Origin of the sequence: Bradyrhizobium sp. LHD-71 (assembly GCF_031157255.1) — a bacterium.
Lineage (GTDB): Bacteria > Pseudomonadota > Alphaproteobacteria > Rhizobiales > Xanthobacteraceae > P52-10.
In genome coordinates this window covers 1-15867 of the sequence record NZ_JAVIFX010000037.1, presented here as the reverse complement: position 1 = coordinate 15867, position 15867 = coordinate 1, and the positions used below count along the sequence as shown (strand labels likewise).

The 15867-nt window shown below is 62.1% G+C and carries 16 protein-coding genes; 9 read left to right on the top strand and 7 right to left on the bottom strand.

The genetic code is table 11. The features are described 5' to 3' along the window. Positions 1 to 370: 370 nt before the first annotated feature. Positions 371 to 1774: an adenylate/guanylate cyclase domain-containing protein gene (locus RCO31_RS30305; RefSeq protein ID WP_308972060.1), complete on the bottom strand. Its 1404-nt coding sequence runs from the start codon at positions 1772 to 1774 to the stop codon at positions 371 to 373. Positions 1775 to 1927: 153 nt separating this feature from the next. Between RCO31_RS30305 and RCO31_RS30300 the strand changes: the two genes are divergently transcribed. Both RCO31_RS30300 and proB read left to right on the top strand, forming a co-directional pair. Further along, complete coding sequence (locus RCO31_RS30300; RefSeq protein ID WP_308972059.1) at positions 1928 to 2320, top strand: VOC family protein; 393 nt, start codon at positions 1928 to 1930, stop codon at positions 2318 to 2320. A gap of 315 nt (positions 2321 to 2635) precedes the next feature. Beyond that, a complete protein-coding gene (gene proB, locus RCO31_RS30295) occupies positions 2636 to 3769 on the top strand; it encodes a glutamate 5-kinase (protein ID WP_308972058.1) in 1134 nt (377 codons plus the stop codon). 106 nt (positions 3770 to 3875) lie between these two features. On the opposite strand, the gene RCO31_RS30290 is transcribed toward proB, so the two are convergent. Beyond that, positions 3876 to 4301: a hypothetical protein gene (locus tag RCO31_RS30290; protein ID WP_308972057.1), complete on the bottom strand. Its 426-nt coding sequence runs from the start codon at positions 4299 to 4301 to the stop codon at positions 3876 to 3878. A gap of 129 nt (positions 4302 to 4430) precedes the next feature. Between RCO31_RS30290 and RCO31_RS30285 the strand changes: the two genes are divergently transcribed. Beyond that, positions 4431 to 4919: an AAA family ATPase gene (locus tag RCO31_RS30285; protein ID WP_308972056.1), complete on the top strand. Its 489-nt coding sequence runs from the start codon at positions 4431 to 4433 to the stop codon at positions 4917 to 4919. 442 nt (positions 4920 to 5361) lie between these two features. Continuing rightward, positions 5362 to 7842 (top strand): YfhO family protein, encoded by a 2481-nt coding sequence (locus RCO31_RS30280; RefSeq protein WP_308972055.1) that lies wholly within the window; start codon positions 5362 to 5364, stop codon positions 7840 to 7842. 71 nt (positions 7843 to 7913) lie between these two features. On the opposite strand, the gene RCO31_RS30275 is transcribed toward RCO31_RS30280, so the two are convergent. Then, positions 7914 to 8873 carry a 2-dehydropantoate 2-reductase gene (locus RCO31_RS30275; RefSeq protein ID WP_308972054.1) on the bottom strand — a complete coding sequence of 320 codons (960 nt, stop codon included), beginning with the start codon at positions 8871 to 8873 and terminating at the stop codon, positions 7914 to 7916. Between the two features lie 250 nt (positions 8874 to 9123). Here RCO31_RS30275 and RCO31_RS30270 point away from each other — a divergent pair, with 250 nt between their 5' ends. Both RCO31_RS30270 and RCO31_RS30265 read left to right on the top strand, forming a co-directional pair. Then, the gene (locus tag RCO31_RS30270) at positions 9124 to 9558 is read left to right on the top strand and encodes a thioesterase family protein (protein WP_308972053.1); all 435 of its coding nucleotides are present in this window, start codon (positions 9124 to 9126) and stop codon (positions 9556 to 9558) included. A 92-nt stretch (positions 9559 to 9650) separates the two neighbouring features. After that, entirely contained in the window at positions 9651 to 10301 is a 651-nt protein-coding gene (locus tag RCO31_RS30265) for a glutathione S-transferase family protein (protein WP_308972052.1), read from the top strand. A gap of 337 nt (positions 10302 to 10638) precedes the next feature. Here RCO31_RS30265 and RCO31_RS30260 read toward each other — a convergent pair whose 3' ends face one another. From RCO31_RS30260 to RCO31_RS30250, 3 genes are all read right to left on the bottom strand, one after another. Further along, entirely contained in the window at positions 10639 to 11715 is a 1077-nt protein-coding gene (locus RCO31_RS30260) for a hypothetical protein (RefSeq protein ID WP_308972051.1), read from the bottom strand. Positions 11716 to 12105: 390 nt separating this feature from the next. Further along, positions 12106 to 12582, bottom strand: coding sequence for a GNAT family N-acetyltransferase (locus RCO31_RS30255; protein WP_308972050.1), 477 nt, complete (start codon positions 12580 to 12582; stop codon positions 12106 to 12108). A gap of 378 nt (positions 12583 to 12960) precedes the next feature. Next, positions 12961 to 13401 (bottom strand): hypothetical protein, encoded by a 441-nt coding sequence (locus RCO31_RS30250; protein ID WP_308972049.1) that lies wholly within the window; start codon positions 13399 to 13401, stop codon positions 12961 to 12963. Between the two features lie 205 nt (positions 13402 to 13606). On the opposite strand from RCO31_RS30250, the gene RCO31_RS30245 reads away from it, so the two are divergent. After that, positions 13607 to 14401: a thioredoxin family protein gene (locus RCO31_RS30245; protein ID WP_308972048.1), complete on the top strand. Its 795-nt coding sequence runs from the start codon at positions 13607 to 13609 to the stop codon at positions 14399 to 14401. Continuing rightward, positions 14398 to 14673, top strand: coding sequence for a hypothetical protein (locus RCO31_RS30240; RefSeq protein ID WP_308972047.1), 276 nt, complete (start codon positions 14398 to 14400; stop codon positions 14671 to 14673). Before RCO31_RS30245 ends, RCO31_RS30240 begins: the two co-directional genes overlap by 4 nt. Before the next feature lie 62 nt (positions 14674 to 14735). Here the strand turns inward: RCO31_RS30240 and RCO31_RS30235 are convergent, their stop codons facing one another. Continuing rightward, positions 14736 to 15185, bottom strand: coding sequence for a hypothetical protein (locus RCO31_RS30235; protein ID WP_308972046.1), 450 nt, complete (start codon positions 15183 to 15185; stop codon positions 14736 to 14738). Positions 15186 to 15300: 115 nt separating this feature from the next. Here RCO31_RS30235 and RCO31_RS30230 point away from each other — a divergent pair, with 115 nt between their 5' ends. Continuing rightward, positions 15301 to 15768 (top strand): LysE family transporter, encoded by a 468-nt coding sequence (locus RCO31_RS30230; RefSeq protein WP_308972045.1) that lies wholly within the window; start codon positions 15301 to 15303, stop codon positions 15766 to 15768. Positions 15769 to 15867 lie beyond the last annotated feature (99 nt).

The following is a 15867-nucleotide window of genomic DNA, read 5'->3' as shown; positions in this document are numbered from 1 at the left end:
CATAGCCGTTCGAAGAACGGCGTCGCTTCGCTCGCCTATGGCCCGGCATCGTAACGGCCACCGCATCCCGCTCCGCATCGATAAGACGGCCGCGACGCGCCCTTCCGTTGGAGCGGGACGGGGGCCATCGTATTACGGATAGGAATGAAGGCAATGATTATTTCGGAAAAAACGAATTGCCTGTGAGCATCCTGTGCGTATCGCTTCCCTCGTCATTGCGAGCGCAGCGAAGCAATCCAGCGCTGAGCCTGACGCAACCGCTGTACTGGATTGCCGCGTCGCTTCGCTCCTCGCAATGACGGCGTGCTTCGTCGCTGGGCCTTGCCCTGGCGCAGCCCAAAGGGCGAAGCCAGGTCGCAACGACGTGTCTCTACGCCTGGATCCAGATGCCCATCGGCAGCTCGATGCCGCGGATGGCCTGGGCGGGTTGGCGGGTGAGCTTGCCGAGGCCGGCTTCGGCCTCGCCGATCTCGATGCGGACCTGTTCGATCAGCGCGTCGCTTGCGACCAGGACGCAGCCGAGTTCGCGCGTCAGCGCCTCGAGGCGGCTCGCCGCGTTCACCGTCGAGCCGATCACCGCGAATTCCAGGCGCTGCGCGCCGATATCGCCGAGCACGACCGGCCCATAGTGCAACCCGAAACCCGCGCGGATCGGCGGCTGCCCCTGGCGATCGCGCTCGCGATTGAAGTCGGCGACGGTTGCGATCATCGCCTGCGCGCATTTCAGCGCATTCCATGCATCGCTGACACCGGAGAACGGCGTGCCGAACGTCGCCATCAGCCCATCGCCTAGATACTTGTCCAGCGTGCCCGCATGCTGGAACACCTGATGCTCCATCAGGCCGTGAAATTCGCGCAACGTGCGGATCACTTCCTCCGGATCCTTGCCATCCGCATAGGCGGTGAAGCCGACGATATCGACGAACAGCACGGCGACCTTCTGCGTCCGCACCTGCTTCAGCGGTTCGTCGTTCTTCGACAGCTCCTTCACGACCGTCGGGGAGAAATAACGCGCCAAGTTCGTGCGCTCGCGCTCCAGCGCCGCATGACTCAGCAGCAGATCATTCGATCGGCGCCCTGCCAAGGCCAGCGTGGCTGCGACGATCAGCAGGACCACGATCTCCTGGAGCCGCATCGGCAGGTTCATCGAGCTCGGATCGACGAGGCGCAGCAGCCGCTGATCGCCGCCGATTGCAGTGCCGATACGCTCGGTCATCGCCGGATCGACCGGCTGAAACCACGCCCACAACAGGCCGATGCAGAACAGGCCGGTAGTCCATACGCCCATCGCAACCACGGTCCGCCACGAATAGGCCAGCGTCGCGCCGGCAAGCAGCACGAAGTAGAAGATGAAATTGCTGAAATGAAACTGCGATGCGACCGGCCAGTCGACCGCCCGCCATGGATTCGGCACGACGATCATGAAGGTGAGCAACGCCAGATCGCAGAACATCAGGAACAGCTCGCGACGCGACCGACCGACCTCGCCGACCTGCAGCTGCGCCCAGCCGATCAGCGCGAACAGGGCAAGACCGATTTCGTAATAAAGCACCTCCCAGTGCGGATTGACGATCGGCGAGACCACGGCGATGACCGCGAGCGCCACCCAGCGTGCGCGCACGGCAAGCCGCAGACCTTGCTGCTTCGCCTCGGCGAGCGCTGCCTCGGCATAAACGAGGGTTTCCCGCTGACTCCGCGACCGGTCCGGCCGCACCGCCCGGGAGGACGCGTGGTTGATGGCTCTCGTCGGCAGACCCATTGGCGATGCTTCCATGAAAGACGCTTGGCCGATTCCTACCACGCCCGGCGCGCATGTTCTCGCCCCGGACAATCCATGGACAAGGCCAGGTCCGCGCCCGGAGGATGAGGAACAATCGGTTAATCCCAATGTTTTCGGCCAGTGGCGAGGCCGCCGGAGGACACGAGCATGCCGATCCATTTCAACCACACGATCCTGAAGGCCCGTGACAGCAAGGCGTCAGCGACGTTCATGGCCGAGATGCTCGGCCTCCCGGCGCCAAAACGCTGGGGGCCGTTTTTCATGGTCACGACCGAGAATGATGCGAACCTCGACTACATGGAGAGCGACGGCGAATTCGCATCGCAGCACTATGCGTTTCTGGTCAGCGACGCTGAATTCGACAGCATCTTCGGCCGCGTTCGCGATCGCAGCCTGAACTACTGGGCCGATCCCGGCCAGACGAAGGCCGGTGAGATCAATCACCATGACGGCGGCCGCGGCTTCTATTTCGAGGACCTGAACGGACACCTGCTTGAAGTCATCACCCGCCCCTACGGCAGCGGCGGCTGGAATCCTTGACCACATCGGGCTGACAGAGCACGAGCCGGCCCGCCCGGCAGACCGATTGCCAAAGCAGCCGCCATGTGAGAGGGGAATAAGCACCGCGCCGCTCATGTGCGATGAGTTCAGTTGGTCTAGCCGTAACCACCCGGCGGCGTCCCCGCGAAAGCGGGGGCCCATATTCCAGAGCGTCAGCGATTGGCCTTGGGGACGCTCTGGAATATGGATCCCTGTTTTGGCAGGGATGACGCCGAGCATTTTGCAGCGTCGGCTTTCCGACCTCCGCTCATCAGGTTCAGGCGCGGAGACATTCGCTTTCGCCAAATTCTGGACATGCCTGCTCCTCATCTCACTGATTTCAAGCGCATCGTGATCAAGGTCGGCTCGTCGCTGCTGGTCGATTCCGCGGCGGGGCGTGTCAGGCGATCCTGGCTGGTGGCGCTCGCCGAAGACATAGCCAAGCTGCACCGCGACAAGCGCGACGTGCTGGTGGTCTCATCCGGCGCAATTGCGCTTGGTCGGGCCCGCCTGAAGCTGCCGCGTGGTGCGCTGAAACTCGAGGAAAGCCAGGGCGCGGCCGCGGTCGGGCAGATCGCGCTGGCGCGCATCTGGTCCGAGGTGCTCGGGCAGCACGACATCGAGACGGGACAAATCCTGCTGACGCTGCAGGACACCGAGGAACGGCGACGCTACCTCAATGCGCGCTCGACCATCGCGCGGCTGCTCGACTGGCGCGCAGTGCCGGTCATCAATGAGAACGACACCATCGCCACCAGCGAGATCCGCTACGGCGACAATGATCGGCTCGGCGCGCGCGTCGCCAGCATGACCAGCGCCGATCTCCTGATCCTTTTATCCGACATCGACGGCCTCTATGACGCGCCGCCAAACCTGAACCCCGACGCCAAGCTGATCCCGCGCGTCGAACGGATCACCAACGAGATCGAAGCGATGGCGGGCGCAGCCGAGTCCGAACTGTCGCGCGGCGGCATGCGCACGAAGATCGAGGCGGGCAAGATCGCGACCGCTGCCGGCGCACACATGATCATCGCGTCGGGCAAGATCGACCATCCCTTGCGCGCGATCGCCAAGGGCGGCCGCTGCACCTGGTTCATGACGGCGGCGAATCCCGTGACCTCGCGCAAGCGCTGGATTGCCGGCACGCTCGAGGCCCGCGGCACTCTGACCATCGACGCCGGCGCTGTTGCGGCGCTACGCGCCGGCAAAAGCCTGCTGCCGGCCGGCGTGATCCGCGTGGACGGGTCATTTGCCCGGGGCGATGCGGTCGTGGTGCGCGGGCCAGATGCCCGCGAGGTCGGCCGAGGGCTTGTCGCCTACGACGCCGAGGACGCCGAAAAGATCAAGGGCCGCTCGTCGGGCGCTATCCTCAGCATCCTCGGCATCAGCGGCCGCGCCGAGATGATCCACCGTGACGATCTCGTCATTGGACCGCGGCCAGACAAATAGCTCTGCCGCCCGAAGTGTCGGCCGGCATTGCCGCCATCGGCACTAGATTCGTTTGTTTGGTCGCATTTTCTGCGGAAAACCGGTGTCCACTTTTCCGGAAAATGCTCTAGAAGAACGTGCTGAGGAATGCCGCCGCTTCATCCGAGATGCCGACGATCTTGTTCGTGGCCTGGCGATAAAACTTGAAATTGAGCTCGGTACCAGGCTGGCCATCCGTCCATTCGGTGAGGTGCTTGAGCTCACGTCGTCCCAACGGCCGCTTCGCGAGCGCGGTGCGTCTGATTGAAACGTTCACGCGCGGCGTTTGCCGGGCAACGCCGCGCTTCTTCGCGACAGGTCCGGCGAGAACGACCACACCGCGCGCGATGAGTCCCGGCCCGCCCTCGTTCTCGCTTACGAACACGAACACCGTGTCGCCCTCGGCGATGTGCTTGCCGCCATACATCGTCTTTTGCGCCGTGAACGCGAAGACCTTCGTCCGCGGGTCGCCCACCTCGGCCTTGATCGCGAATGCCCCGCCGCTTCGCTTCATACGAGCACCCTGCTATCCGTGTGGCTGCCTTGCCTAGACCTTCGCTGCGCCATCCGCAAATAGGCGAACCGATGGCCGCGTTTCTGCTTAAACCTGATGGTAGCCGGGACACCGACGAGGAGACGCCGCATGAAGCGTGTTTTGATCACCGGCATGTCGGGCACCGGGAAGTCGGCCGTGGTGCGAGAGCTCGCAGCGAGAGGCCATCGGGCGGTGGATCTGGACACGCCGGAATGGTCCGAATGGATCGACGTCGATCCGTCAGATCCGCTCACTCCGGAAAAGGGAAAGGATTGGGTCTGGCGCGAGGAGCAGGTCCGGGCACTTCTCTCCTCGCACGATCAGGGCACGCTGTTCGTCAGCGGATGCGCGGAAAACATGGCGCGGCTATTTCCCTTCATCGACAAGATCGTTCTCCTCTCCGCCCCCATCGCAACGATCATGAAGCGGCTCGAAGCACGTTCGTCCAATGGTTACGGCAGCACCGAGGAGGAACGGCGAAAAGTAAGCAGGCTTATCGCGCAGATCGAGCCGCTGCTCCGAGACGCGGCCGATGACGAGATCGACACGACCGGACCGGTCCATACCACGGTCGACGAAATCCTTCGGATTTCCTAGAGTCGTGGATCAGAAATTCGACCAACGCTTGCTTAAACGCTCACGGACCGGGCCACCTCTGCCCACCAAGCCCGAAAGATCGCTCGCTTCGGCGGCGGGGCGCGTCGGTTTCCGGTCTGTTCACAGGATGCAGGCTGCATGACGTCGATCTACGTACGGTCGGCACGCGGCGCCACAGAAATTCCGTATATCAAGTCTTTTACTGAGTCCTGAAGGTCTGCCAAGGCCTTCTCAGTATCACTGTACTCTCTCCGTCGCGAGGTTGTCGCCGTAAGCTCGAATGCAACCGCGGTTGTGGTGCCTGCGCGCGCTCTTCGCCTTAAAGGTGAAACGGGCACGCAGGTGGCAAACGGAGCGTCGCCGGTTGCGGCAGCCCGCGTGCGATCCAGACCAGGATCTTGACTTGGATCAGGCCCCACCTCCGTCAAACAAAAGGCCATAGATGGGAGTCGACCCTGGGGACGGGCCGCTCGGGAGGCCGGGCGAAGCGCGATCGCTGTCGTTGATCGACAAGTCCGCCGCCGTGCCGTCCTCGCAAGCGCCGCCGTGGCTCGCCGCCACCGCGGCACCCGTTTTGGGGCGGACTGGCAGACCGGTGGTTTTGACGGGCAAGTTCCCGCTTGCCCTCACTGTCGCGCTGTTCGCGCTCGCTTTTCTGTTGCCGGCGTGGCCCTGGCTGTCGGGGCGCGTGACGATTCCCTGGGACGCCAAGTCGCAATTTCTGCCGTCGCTGCAATTTCTCGCCACGTCGCTCGCGAACGGTCAGTCGCCGTTCTGGACACCCAACGTCTTCGCGGGCTGGCCGCTGATCTCCGATCCGCAGTCACTGATCTTCTCACCGCTGCATTTTCTGTTCGCCTGTTTCGATCCGAAACCAGGGTTCCGTGCCATCGACGGCCTGACGTTCGTCCATCTGTTCCTCGGCGGCGTGGCCATCATTCTGTATTTCCGAGATCGCGGCTGGCACGCAGCCGGTGCACTTGTCGCCGCACTCGCCTTCGCCTTCGGCGGCTCGGCAAATTCACGACTGCAGCATACTGGCCAGATCATCAGCCTTGCCTATCTGGCGCTGACGTTGTGGATGCTGTCGCGCGCGCTCGAACGCTCGTCGTGGCGCGCCGGCCTCGCGGCGGGCATGTTCGGCGGCCTGCTCGCGGTGGGGCGGGATCAGGTTGCGCTAATCTCGCTCTATGTCCTCGTCGGTTTCGTCGCGTACCACTGGATCGAGAGTGACGATTGGCGCGAGCGCATGCACGCGAGCCTCAGGCCGCTTGCAGCCTGCTGTCTGGCCGGCATCCTCGTCGTTGCTGTTCCGGTCACGCTTACGGCTCTGTTCGCCGAGCGTTCGAACCGACCCGAGATCGACTGGATGATCGCCGGCGAGGGATCGTTGCATCCCGCGCATCTCCTGACCCTCGCCTTCGCCGATCTCTACGGTGCGATGGATCCGGCCATCGATTATTGGGGACCGGCAACATCGTCCTGGAAGGCGACGATGGGTGGTGCCAGCATCTCGCTCGCGCAGAACATGGGCCTGGTCTATGCAGGATCGCTGCTGCTCGTTGTCATCATCTCGTTCGGCATCGTGCGCCGCCTCGCCTGGTCGCGTGACATCCGCTTCTTCTCCATCTCCACTGGCGTCGTCCTGCTCTACGCGCTCGGCTGGTACACGCCCGCCTTCCATGCGATGTATGAATGGTTGCCCGGCGTGATGCTGTACCGGCGGCCTGCCGATGCGACGTTCGTCATCGGGGCATTGCTTGCCATCATTGCCGGCTATCTCGTGCATCGCTGGCTCGAGGGCACGGTGCCGCAACCTAGCAGAGTGCAACGGATAATCGAGCTGGCGATTCCGGTTGTGCTCGTCGCTGCGGCGTTCTGGCTGGCCCGCACCGTCGTGTCTGTCGCGCTCGTAACCGTACCGGTCGTCACCGCGCTCGCCTTCGCCGGCGGCGCGATCGCCGCGCTCGTCCTCGCGCGTCGGCTGAACGGTCTGTCGCCGCTTGCGGGTATACTGTTGCTGACCTCGTTTTCGGCCGCTGACCTCGCCTGGAACAATGCGCCGCACTTGTCGACCGGCATGGCGCCCTGGAGGTTCGATGCGCTGCATGACGGCACCAGCAACGCCACGCTGGCGCACCTGAGGTCTGAGCTTGCGGTTGCTTCAGCGCCTGATCGGCGCGATCGCATCGAGCTGATCGGCATTGGCTATCATTGGCCAAACCTGTGCATGGTTCACGGCTGCGACCATGTATTTGGGCACAATCCGCTGCGCCTCAAATGGTTCTACGACGCCACCCGTGTCGGCGACACAGTCGTGGACTATGACCAACGCCGCTTCTCGCCGCTGTTTCCGTCCTATCGATCGGTCTTCGCCGATCTGTTCGGCCTGCGCTACATCGCCATCGGCGTTCCAGTCGAGAAGGTCGATCCGTCGCTCGCGCCCGGCGACCTCACGCTCGTCGCGCGCACCCCGGACGCCTATGTCTACGAGAATCCCGGCGCGCTACCGCGCGTGATGGTGGTCACCGACTGGCGTATCGCGGATTTCAACCAGCTTCTCGCCAACGGCTGGCCGGCCGATGTCGATCCTCGCCGTACTGTCCTGCTCAAACGCGCGCCGGCGGTGACGCGCACAAGTGCGGCCGGTGCGGCGGCCGGCACGGCACGTCTGGTGCATTATGAGAATACGAAGATCGAGGTCGACGTCGACGCGCCGTCAGGCGGCCTGCTGCTTCTCAACGACGTCTGGCATCCCTGGTGGCGGGCAACGGTGGACGGCAAGCCGCGCGACATCATGAAGGCCAACGCCATCTTTCGCGCCGTTGCGCTTCGGCCGGGACACCACAGAGTGAGCTTCACGTTCCATCCATTTGCAGGCGCCTTCGCCGAGATCGTCGACAAGTTTCGCCACCCGCATTGATCGGCGTTTCCGGGTCGTTGCTTCGTATCGTCAGGTGCAGAGCACCATCTCGATCTCCATGCCGGCAACGGTCATCCATCGCCTTTCGAACGCTCGCTCGCCGCATCACTGATCGCCCGGAGAAGCGTCAACAGCATTCCATTGAGCGGGGTCGGAAGGCGATGACGCGCGCCGGCAGCAACGACCGCACCCGTGAGCGCTTCGACCTCGAATGGACGCCCTCCCAGCCGGTCGAAATACATCGACGTACCCGCTTCAGGCGGATAGGTGAGCAGGGTTGCAAGGACTTGCTCGGGCTCGTCAGGAGCAAGCCGGGCGCCGTCGGCCCGTCCGACCGCTGCCGCTTCTTCGAGAATCGCGAGGCAGAGCGCCTTGATATCGTCCCGACGGAACACAGCCTGACGCTGCAGCGTCAGCGCGGTGATCGGATTGGCCACGGCGTTGATCAACAGCTTTCGCCAGGCAAGCGTATCGAAATCATCGCTCTGCAGGATACGCATCGGCGCGCTGCCGAGCAATTCGACGAATGCCCGTCCGTCGATATCATCCCGTACGGCAAGGTCATACTCGCCTGCGCGGCGAAATCGCACCCGATCGACGCCTAGTCGCTCGCCGTTATAGTAGACGATGGCTGGCACGACGGTTGCGGCCCCAACCAGAGGCTTCAGACGATCGGTGTGACGGATCCCATTCTGCAGCACCGCGACTCGCGTTTGCGGTCCGCAGAGCCGGACAAGCCAGGGCGCAGCAGACACTGTCTGTTGAGCCTTGGTGCAGAGAAGCACCCAGTCGACCGGCGCCGCATCGGCGGGATCGGTCAAGGCCCGGAGCGGAACGTCGACGACATCGTCGGGACGCTCGACGACAAGTCGATCGATTCCGTTCCTCACGCAAACGACGACGTCATGCCGCGCGGCGGCTGCCAGCGAGCCGGCGATCACACCGCCGATCGCCCCCAGACCGATGACGGCGACTTTCGAGACCGTCCGGTCTTCGACGGGCCTGTCGCTTGCGGCAGTCGTGGAAGCCATTCTCTTCATCATGCCCGATACTCTTCATGCCTTCGCTCGCGTCGAAGGCCGAATTGCGTTGTCGCCCTTCGACGAGCTTGCTTAACATACGAGTTGCCTCGCTGTAGCGACGCTTGAAGGCGCCACAATGTCCTGACAATGGATGGGCCTTTGCTCGCGATTCTGGCGCGGGCAAGGCACGGCGCCGACCCCACCGGCGGCCCGCGGTGATCAGAAGGACAACGGGCCTCCTAGAAACTGGACGACCGACATGACACCAACCGATCTGCAGCCCGGCTTGCGGCATCGACAGCAGATCACGGTCACGGAGATGCTGACCGTGCCGGCTGTATCGACCGCATTCACCGGGTTTACCGACATGCCTCCCGTCTTTGCGACCGCTTTCATGGTCGCTTTTGTGGAATGGACCTGCATCGAGGCTCTGCGACCGCATCTTGCGCCGCATCTGCGTACCGTTGGCACGCATGTGGACATGAGTCATATCGGCGCCACGCCCGTCGGAGTGGAAGTCACGGCCGAGGTCGAGCTCGTTGCCATCGAGAGACGGCACCTCCGCTTCCGCGTCGAGTGTCGCGACGCCATCGAGGTGATCGGCCGCGGATTTCATGAGCGCACCATCGTCGACGGAAGCAAGTTCGTGGAGCGCTTGCGCCGGAAGAGCGCGAAGCGTGTTCCGGACGTTTGAGCGCCGGCGGATCGAGGCCGAGTCGTGCTACGCTGCCCGCTCGTTCGTACCGGCGCGATCTTGACGAGCACACTTCGGAGGAGGACGTCACAATGACGGTTGAACTCCACGGCTACCGATACAGCGTATATAGCTGGATCGCGCGTTTCGCACTCGAAGAGAAGGGCGTGGCTTATCGCTGGATCGAGATCGACCCCTTCGCCGACGACGTGCCCGAAAGCTACCTCGCACTTCATCCGTTCAAGCGCGTCCCGGCGCTTATCCACGACGGCTTTCAAATCTACGAGACCGGCGCAATCACGCGCTACCTCGACGAGGCTTTCGCCGGTCACACGCTTCAGCCCGCGGAGCCGCGACCCCGCGCAAGGATGAACCAGGTTCTTTCGATCATTGACAGCTACCTCTATTGGCCGTTGGTGCGCCAAGTATTTGCTCATCGGGTTTTCCGATCGCGCCTGGGATGGCCGTCCGACGCGACCGAAATAGACAAGGGGCTGACTGCAGCGGTCGTCGGTCTTGACGCCCTGGAGAGACTTGCCATCGGCGGGCCGTATCTTTGTGGTCCCGAATTGTCGCTGGCGGATATCCACCTTGCGCCGATGATCGGTTATTTCACGATGGCTGACGAAGGAGCATCGCTCCTCAAGGAAAGACGGAAGCTTGACGACTGGTGGTCATTGCTCGCTTCGAGGAAATCGTATCTGACGACGAGACCACAGCTGCCTGAGGGCGTGGACTCATAAGAGCGGAGCCACAGTCTGATGGACGCAAGCTGTACGAGGGCAAGGTGATTGGCAGCTAGTGTCCCGAATCCGAAGTTCGCCGTACTTTGCAGCGAGCTCAGAGCGAACTTCGGATTCGATCAGGACACTAGCAGTTGATGATTCTAGTGTCGTTTATGGATCAGAAATTCGCACGATGGACTCGCGGCAACGATGGTGCGAATTTCTGATCCACGACACTGGCTTGTCGTAGCGCGTTGCAACGCGACGGCATTGCTTGATCCTGTTGAAGAAGCGCTCGATCCGGTTGCGGTCCCGGTAGACCGAAACGGCCGAGACGAGAAGCACTGCGGCTCAACTACGGAAGTCCTTTTGTCATCGTAAAGGGATTGAACCCACGTTCAGCGAGGGCAACCCACGAAGCTGCGCCAAGATGCGACAATCGGAAATAGAGTCGCGGCTTGGTCGGGTCGGTGTCCAACAGGAACCCAGTCGGTAACTCGCCGACAGTCGTGGCATAGAACCCACCATCGGGCGACCTCTGGGATTCGATGACGGCGATCAACGACTCTGCCCTCTCAGTCCTGCCGAGCAATTTCATCAAGAGAGCCACTTGGCCCGTCCCTTCGGTCCACACACCGTCCCGGTCTTCACCGTAAGAAAAGCCCCCACCGACGCTCATTCGCTGTTCGGCGGTCGTCATTGCCGATGCAAATTTCCCGGCGGCGCCGTGAATCGCTGTTAAAGGCCAGATCTGAGCATCCAGAGCCAAAATCGGATTGTGCGTGACGCCGTCTTCAGCAGTACCTGCGGCGAAACAGGCGCATCCCGGATTCCACATCGTATTCACGAAGTACTCAGCAACCGTTGCCTTGTCGCGCCAGCGCGAATCGCCTGTACGGATCGCAAGAAGGCCAAACGCGGCGGCGAGGTCAGTATTATGTTCAGTCGATTTCCACGTCCGCACTTCCGGCGTCGGTTCGTGCCCAAACGTACCACCCGTGAAACCGCCAGTACCGCGCGTATCGGCCCATTGCGCGACCCAGGCGCCAAGCCGTGCTGCACCATCGCGGAACCGAGAGCCGGTGTTCACATCATCAATCGACAGCAACGCCAACATGGCCCATGCGATGTTACCAACATCGCTGCCCACCTGATATCGATCCTCTAACCATTTGTTCTGAGTATTGTCCCACCACCCTGGAAGTTTGATGGGGCCATTCGCCACCACACCCGCGGCGTAAGCGTTCCTGAGCCGTCCATCATGCCAGGTGCGGTCGTTGTCGATGGCCCAGAGAATCGCCGAGCCAATCCGATACGCTTTGTCTTGCTCACCGCAACCGACCAATGCGATGGCGGCGACCGCATTGTCATAGAGGTAGGCGGCGCCATGCAGGGGCCCCGATTCGACGGTCGGATAGCTGGGCAGGAACAACGGCCCTGATGGCGGTGCCTTATCAATTAGACCAGCGAGGTATCCGCACGCTGACGTTTTTGGTGCTATTGAAGCCTGCAGTGGAGCGGAGGCCATCATGATTGCAAAAGTCGCGACGATCCAAGTGTGAAGGCAGAGCCCGCGACAACGGTAGAAGCAATAAGTGATTGGTGTCGGTAGCATTTCGCTGCCTCTCGTGTCTTTTCAACCAAGATGGACTTTAGGATATCGGGAAGAAAGCCCGTCAGGATCGAGTAAAACATGTGCCTTCGTCTTCAATGGCAGCTTATGGCCCTTCTGTGACCTCCGGAAACAGCCGAGAGAGGCTTGGGCTGCGAGAGCTTGGCAGAACTTGCGTTTAATGCTTCTCTGCGCAATTGGGGCCACCGTTCACGGCAGTTCTTTCCGCAGACTGATTGCGTAGTCGCGATAGCCGAGCGTCATGTAGAGACGATGCACCCGGTCGCTGCCGGCCAACACACCAATTCCCATGCGCTTCAGTCCCCGAGCGCGCGCCGCGTCCTCCATGGCCAAAAGGAGGCGCCTTCCGATACCGCGGCTGCGATCGCTCTCGGAAACGACGAGTTCGGCGACATAGAAATACCAGTCGCGAAGCTCGGGCTCCTCTTCGGGAAAGCCCGCGACGAAGCCGCAGGGTATACCATCCTTCGTGGCGACAAGGATTGATCCTTCATTCTCCTCGACGACTCGCGACAGGCGATCGATGTACCACGCCGCAAACGCGCGATCTGGAAGGGCCCGGTCGGCGAACTGGCGCTCGAAATCCTGAAGTTCGATCATGAGTGCCATCAGCGACTGGCGATCAGCAGCGACGGATTCACGAATTACGACCTCTACAGACGACATGGTTTGGGTCCTTTCCGGCTGCCCCGCCCTGCGGGTGACGCGCGAGCGCGCCATATTTTCAGATGCGAGGCAAAAAAGGTTGGTTTTTGTTCCCGAACCGACCTGCGGCAGCGGCGTGCGACCCGAGCCAGAGTCGATTCCAATGGGCCGGAAGAAATAGCCCATTCGCCGAAACCTGATGGCAATTCAAAGCACCCTCAGGAAATGGCAATGCGCGTCGCACAGCAACCGCTCTATCCCGATTCATTTTTCGTCGCTTCCCCGTCGCGTCGTGAGCCACGTCGCAGGAAAATCCGCGGACCGTGACCATCCCGACGAACGTCTCGCCCGTGATTCGCCTAATTTTTTCCGAGATGACTCGCCAGCGGCTTCGCTATCTCAGGGCGCGACGCGCAAACCCCAGAAGATCAGTGCGAAGGCAATGATGCCTGTCGGCGCGGAAGAGTAGGCGATCAACCGGATCGCGCTCTCTTGAAACGAGGAACCGTGCGCGGTGCCAGCAGCCAGCGGCATGGTCTCGGCGCCTGCACTCCACACCGCGCCAAGCACGAAGGCGGCGAGGATCGCGAGCGTGGCGTAGATGAGAAGCCAGAACGCGCTTCGCACCATCAAGGCGCTGAGCTGCAGCCGCGGCCAGATGAGGCCGAGCGCGATCAACATCACGCCCTGCAGGGCGCTCAGCGTGTGAACGGACAGCCCCAGGCGCGGCGCAGCGACGACCGGAATCGCAAAGCCCCAAAATGACGTGAAGAGGAAGAGCGCAACGCCGACCTGCAGAAGGCGATGGCCCTGCCGAGCGCGCGCGTCTGTTGCATTCATGGCGCCTGCTCCTTGACACGTTTAACGAACCGTCTCCGGCGAGCGACGTTCCGGCAGATCCCGGCACGAAATGCCGCCACACTTGTTACTCCCACCGCCGGATCTGCGGTGCGAGACTGTCTCCTGCCCAGCAACGAGCGATGAGCAGCGGGCGTGTGGCGCTTCGAGCGCGGGAACTCGCTGAAATCAGGAGGTTTCAAAGCTCATGACGACATCAGCCGAGAACGGACAGAAAGACGGACGCCCTGCCATGCACACACCTGTGGCCGTATCGCCGGAGGCGTGGGAAACAGCCCGCAAGCAACTGCTCGTGAAGGAGAAAGCGCAGACGCGCGCGCGTGACGCGCTCGCGGCGGAGCGCCGCCGTATGCCGTGGATGGCCGTGGAGAAGGCGTACGCTTTCGAGGGGCCGGCGGGCAAGGTCAGCTTGCTTGACCTATTCGAAGGCCGACGCCAGCTGATCATCTACCGCGCCTTCTTCGAGCCCGACGTGTTCGGCTGGCCCGATTACGCCTGCCGAGGCTGCTCCATGGTCGCCGATCAGGTTGCTCACGTCGCTCACCTGAACGCCCGCGACACCACCCTCGTCTTCGCTTCGCGCGCGCCTCAGGCGGACATCGCGCGACTGAAGGCACGGATGGGATGGCAGATGCCGTGGTTCACGATCACGGACAGCTTCGATGCCGACTTCGGCGTCGACGAGTGGCACGGCACCAACGTGTTTTACCGCGACGGCGACCGCGTATTCCGCACCTATTTCATCAACAATCGCGGCGACGAGCAGATGGGTGGCACCTGGAACTACCTCGACATCACCCCTCTCGGTCGCCAGGAGGTCTGGGAGGACTCGCCCGCGGGCTATCCTCAAACGCCGACCTACAAGTGGTGGAATTGGCACGACAGCTACGTCGCGGATGCGCCACCTGACAAGACGTGGGTCGAGGTGTCCGACGCCGGCGAGGCCGCGTTCCGGAATCAGAGCGACAACACAAAGCCATGAGTCAGATCTGTTGCAGCGAATCCGGCCGCCAGATTAAGCGCGGTCACGCCGCGCCTGGTCTGGCCGATTGGCTCGCGCTGGCCGCCTCGCCGACCTTCGCCATCATGGCGTTGCTGAGTGGGGTGCTGGGCGCTGATCCCGCTGCAATGCTCTGCGCGACCGCACATGCATCGCCGCTGAGCGGCATGACGGCGATGTACCTGCTGATGAGCGTCTTCCACGCGGCTCCATGGCTGAAGCGGATCCGCGAAGGCGCACGCCGCACCGTCTGATCGGCTGACGCACCATCGCCTGCGGTCGTCACGAGCTTCGGTGGCGTGCCCTTAACTCGATGTCAATGCAGGACGTCGAGACAGCGCAGTCGTTTGGCGCCGATGAAGACGCGATATTCCGGTAAAGTCTGGAATTTGCTTATCGGCCAAACGACTGCCGTCGATTGCTTCTTGCTCAGATGTATCGCCTCCTCACCTCCAAGATGGAGTGCGACGTGCGCGCCCCAGGGACTCGACGTCCAATTGAACAACAGCAGATCCAACGGAAGAAGCGCACCCGTGACGACGGACGTCTCTTTCGAATCTTCCCACAGGTTGCTTGAGCGAAACGGTGATATCTCGCACCCGAAATGCTTGAGCAGCGCGTAAGCAAAATTCTGACAATTTGGACTTTCGGCAAGGCTCGGCAGGAGGGGCGCGTCCCGGTCGTGGCTTTGATCGTATTCGATACGCCAGAAGTGATCCGGTATGATCTCGGCAGACACGTTCCCATTCGGCCCTTGTTTCTTCATCCCGACTTCCGCTCCACTTTAGGTGCGCTTGAACTCTTCGGTTCCGTCGACGATGCTGGCGCCCCGTTCAGCAGAACGACGTGCGGTGCGCGAGCATGCATAAGCGGAGATCTCAATGACTGCAAACCTGCTGACAGTGGCGACGATCGGCTTTGTTCACCTTCTTGCAGCCATGAGCCCGGGCCCGAGCTTCCTCGTCACGGCACGCACCGCAGTTGCGCAATCGCGGGCCAACGGCATCAAGGTAGCGCTGGGCCTTGGGATCGGGACGACCGTTTGGTCGATCGCTGCCCTGCTCGGCCTCAATTTTCTGTTCCACCAGTTTCCCTGGCTCTTCATGAGCATGAAGCTCGCCGGCGCGCTATTCCTGCTCTGGATCGCCTATCAGATCTTCCGGCATGCAGCCGACCCCGTCGACATGAACGAAAGCATGAGCAGCAAGCAGGCGCGGAATCCGCTGTTGCGCGGATTTCTGATCCAGATCTCCAATCCCAAGGTTGTCGTCTTCTTCGGCTCGATCTTCGTCGCCATGCTGCCGAGCGAAGTACCGACCTGGATGATCGTTGCTATAGATGTTCACTAAATCGGTGATTGGATCGCGGTGGTCTTGGTAGCGGCGAATGCCTTTGGGGTTTGTCCTGCGAGGGCCTGATGAGGCCTGTGATTGTTGTAGTAGATCAGG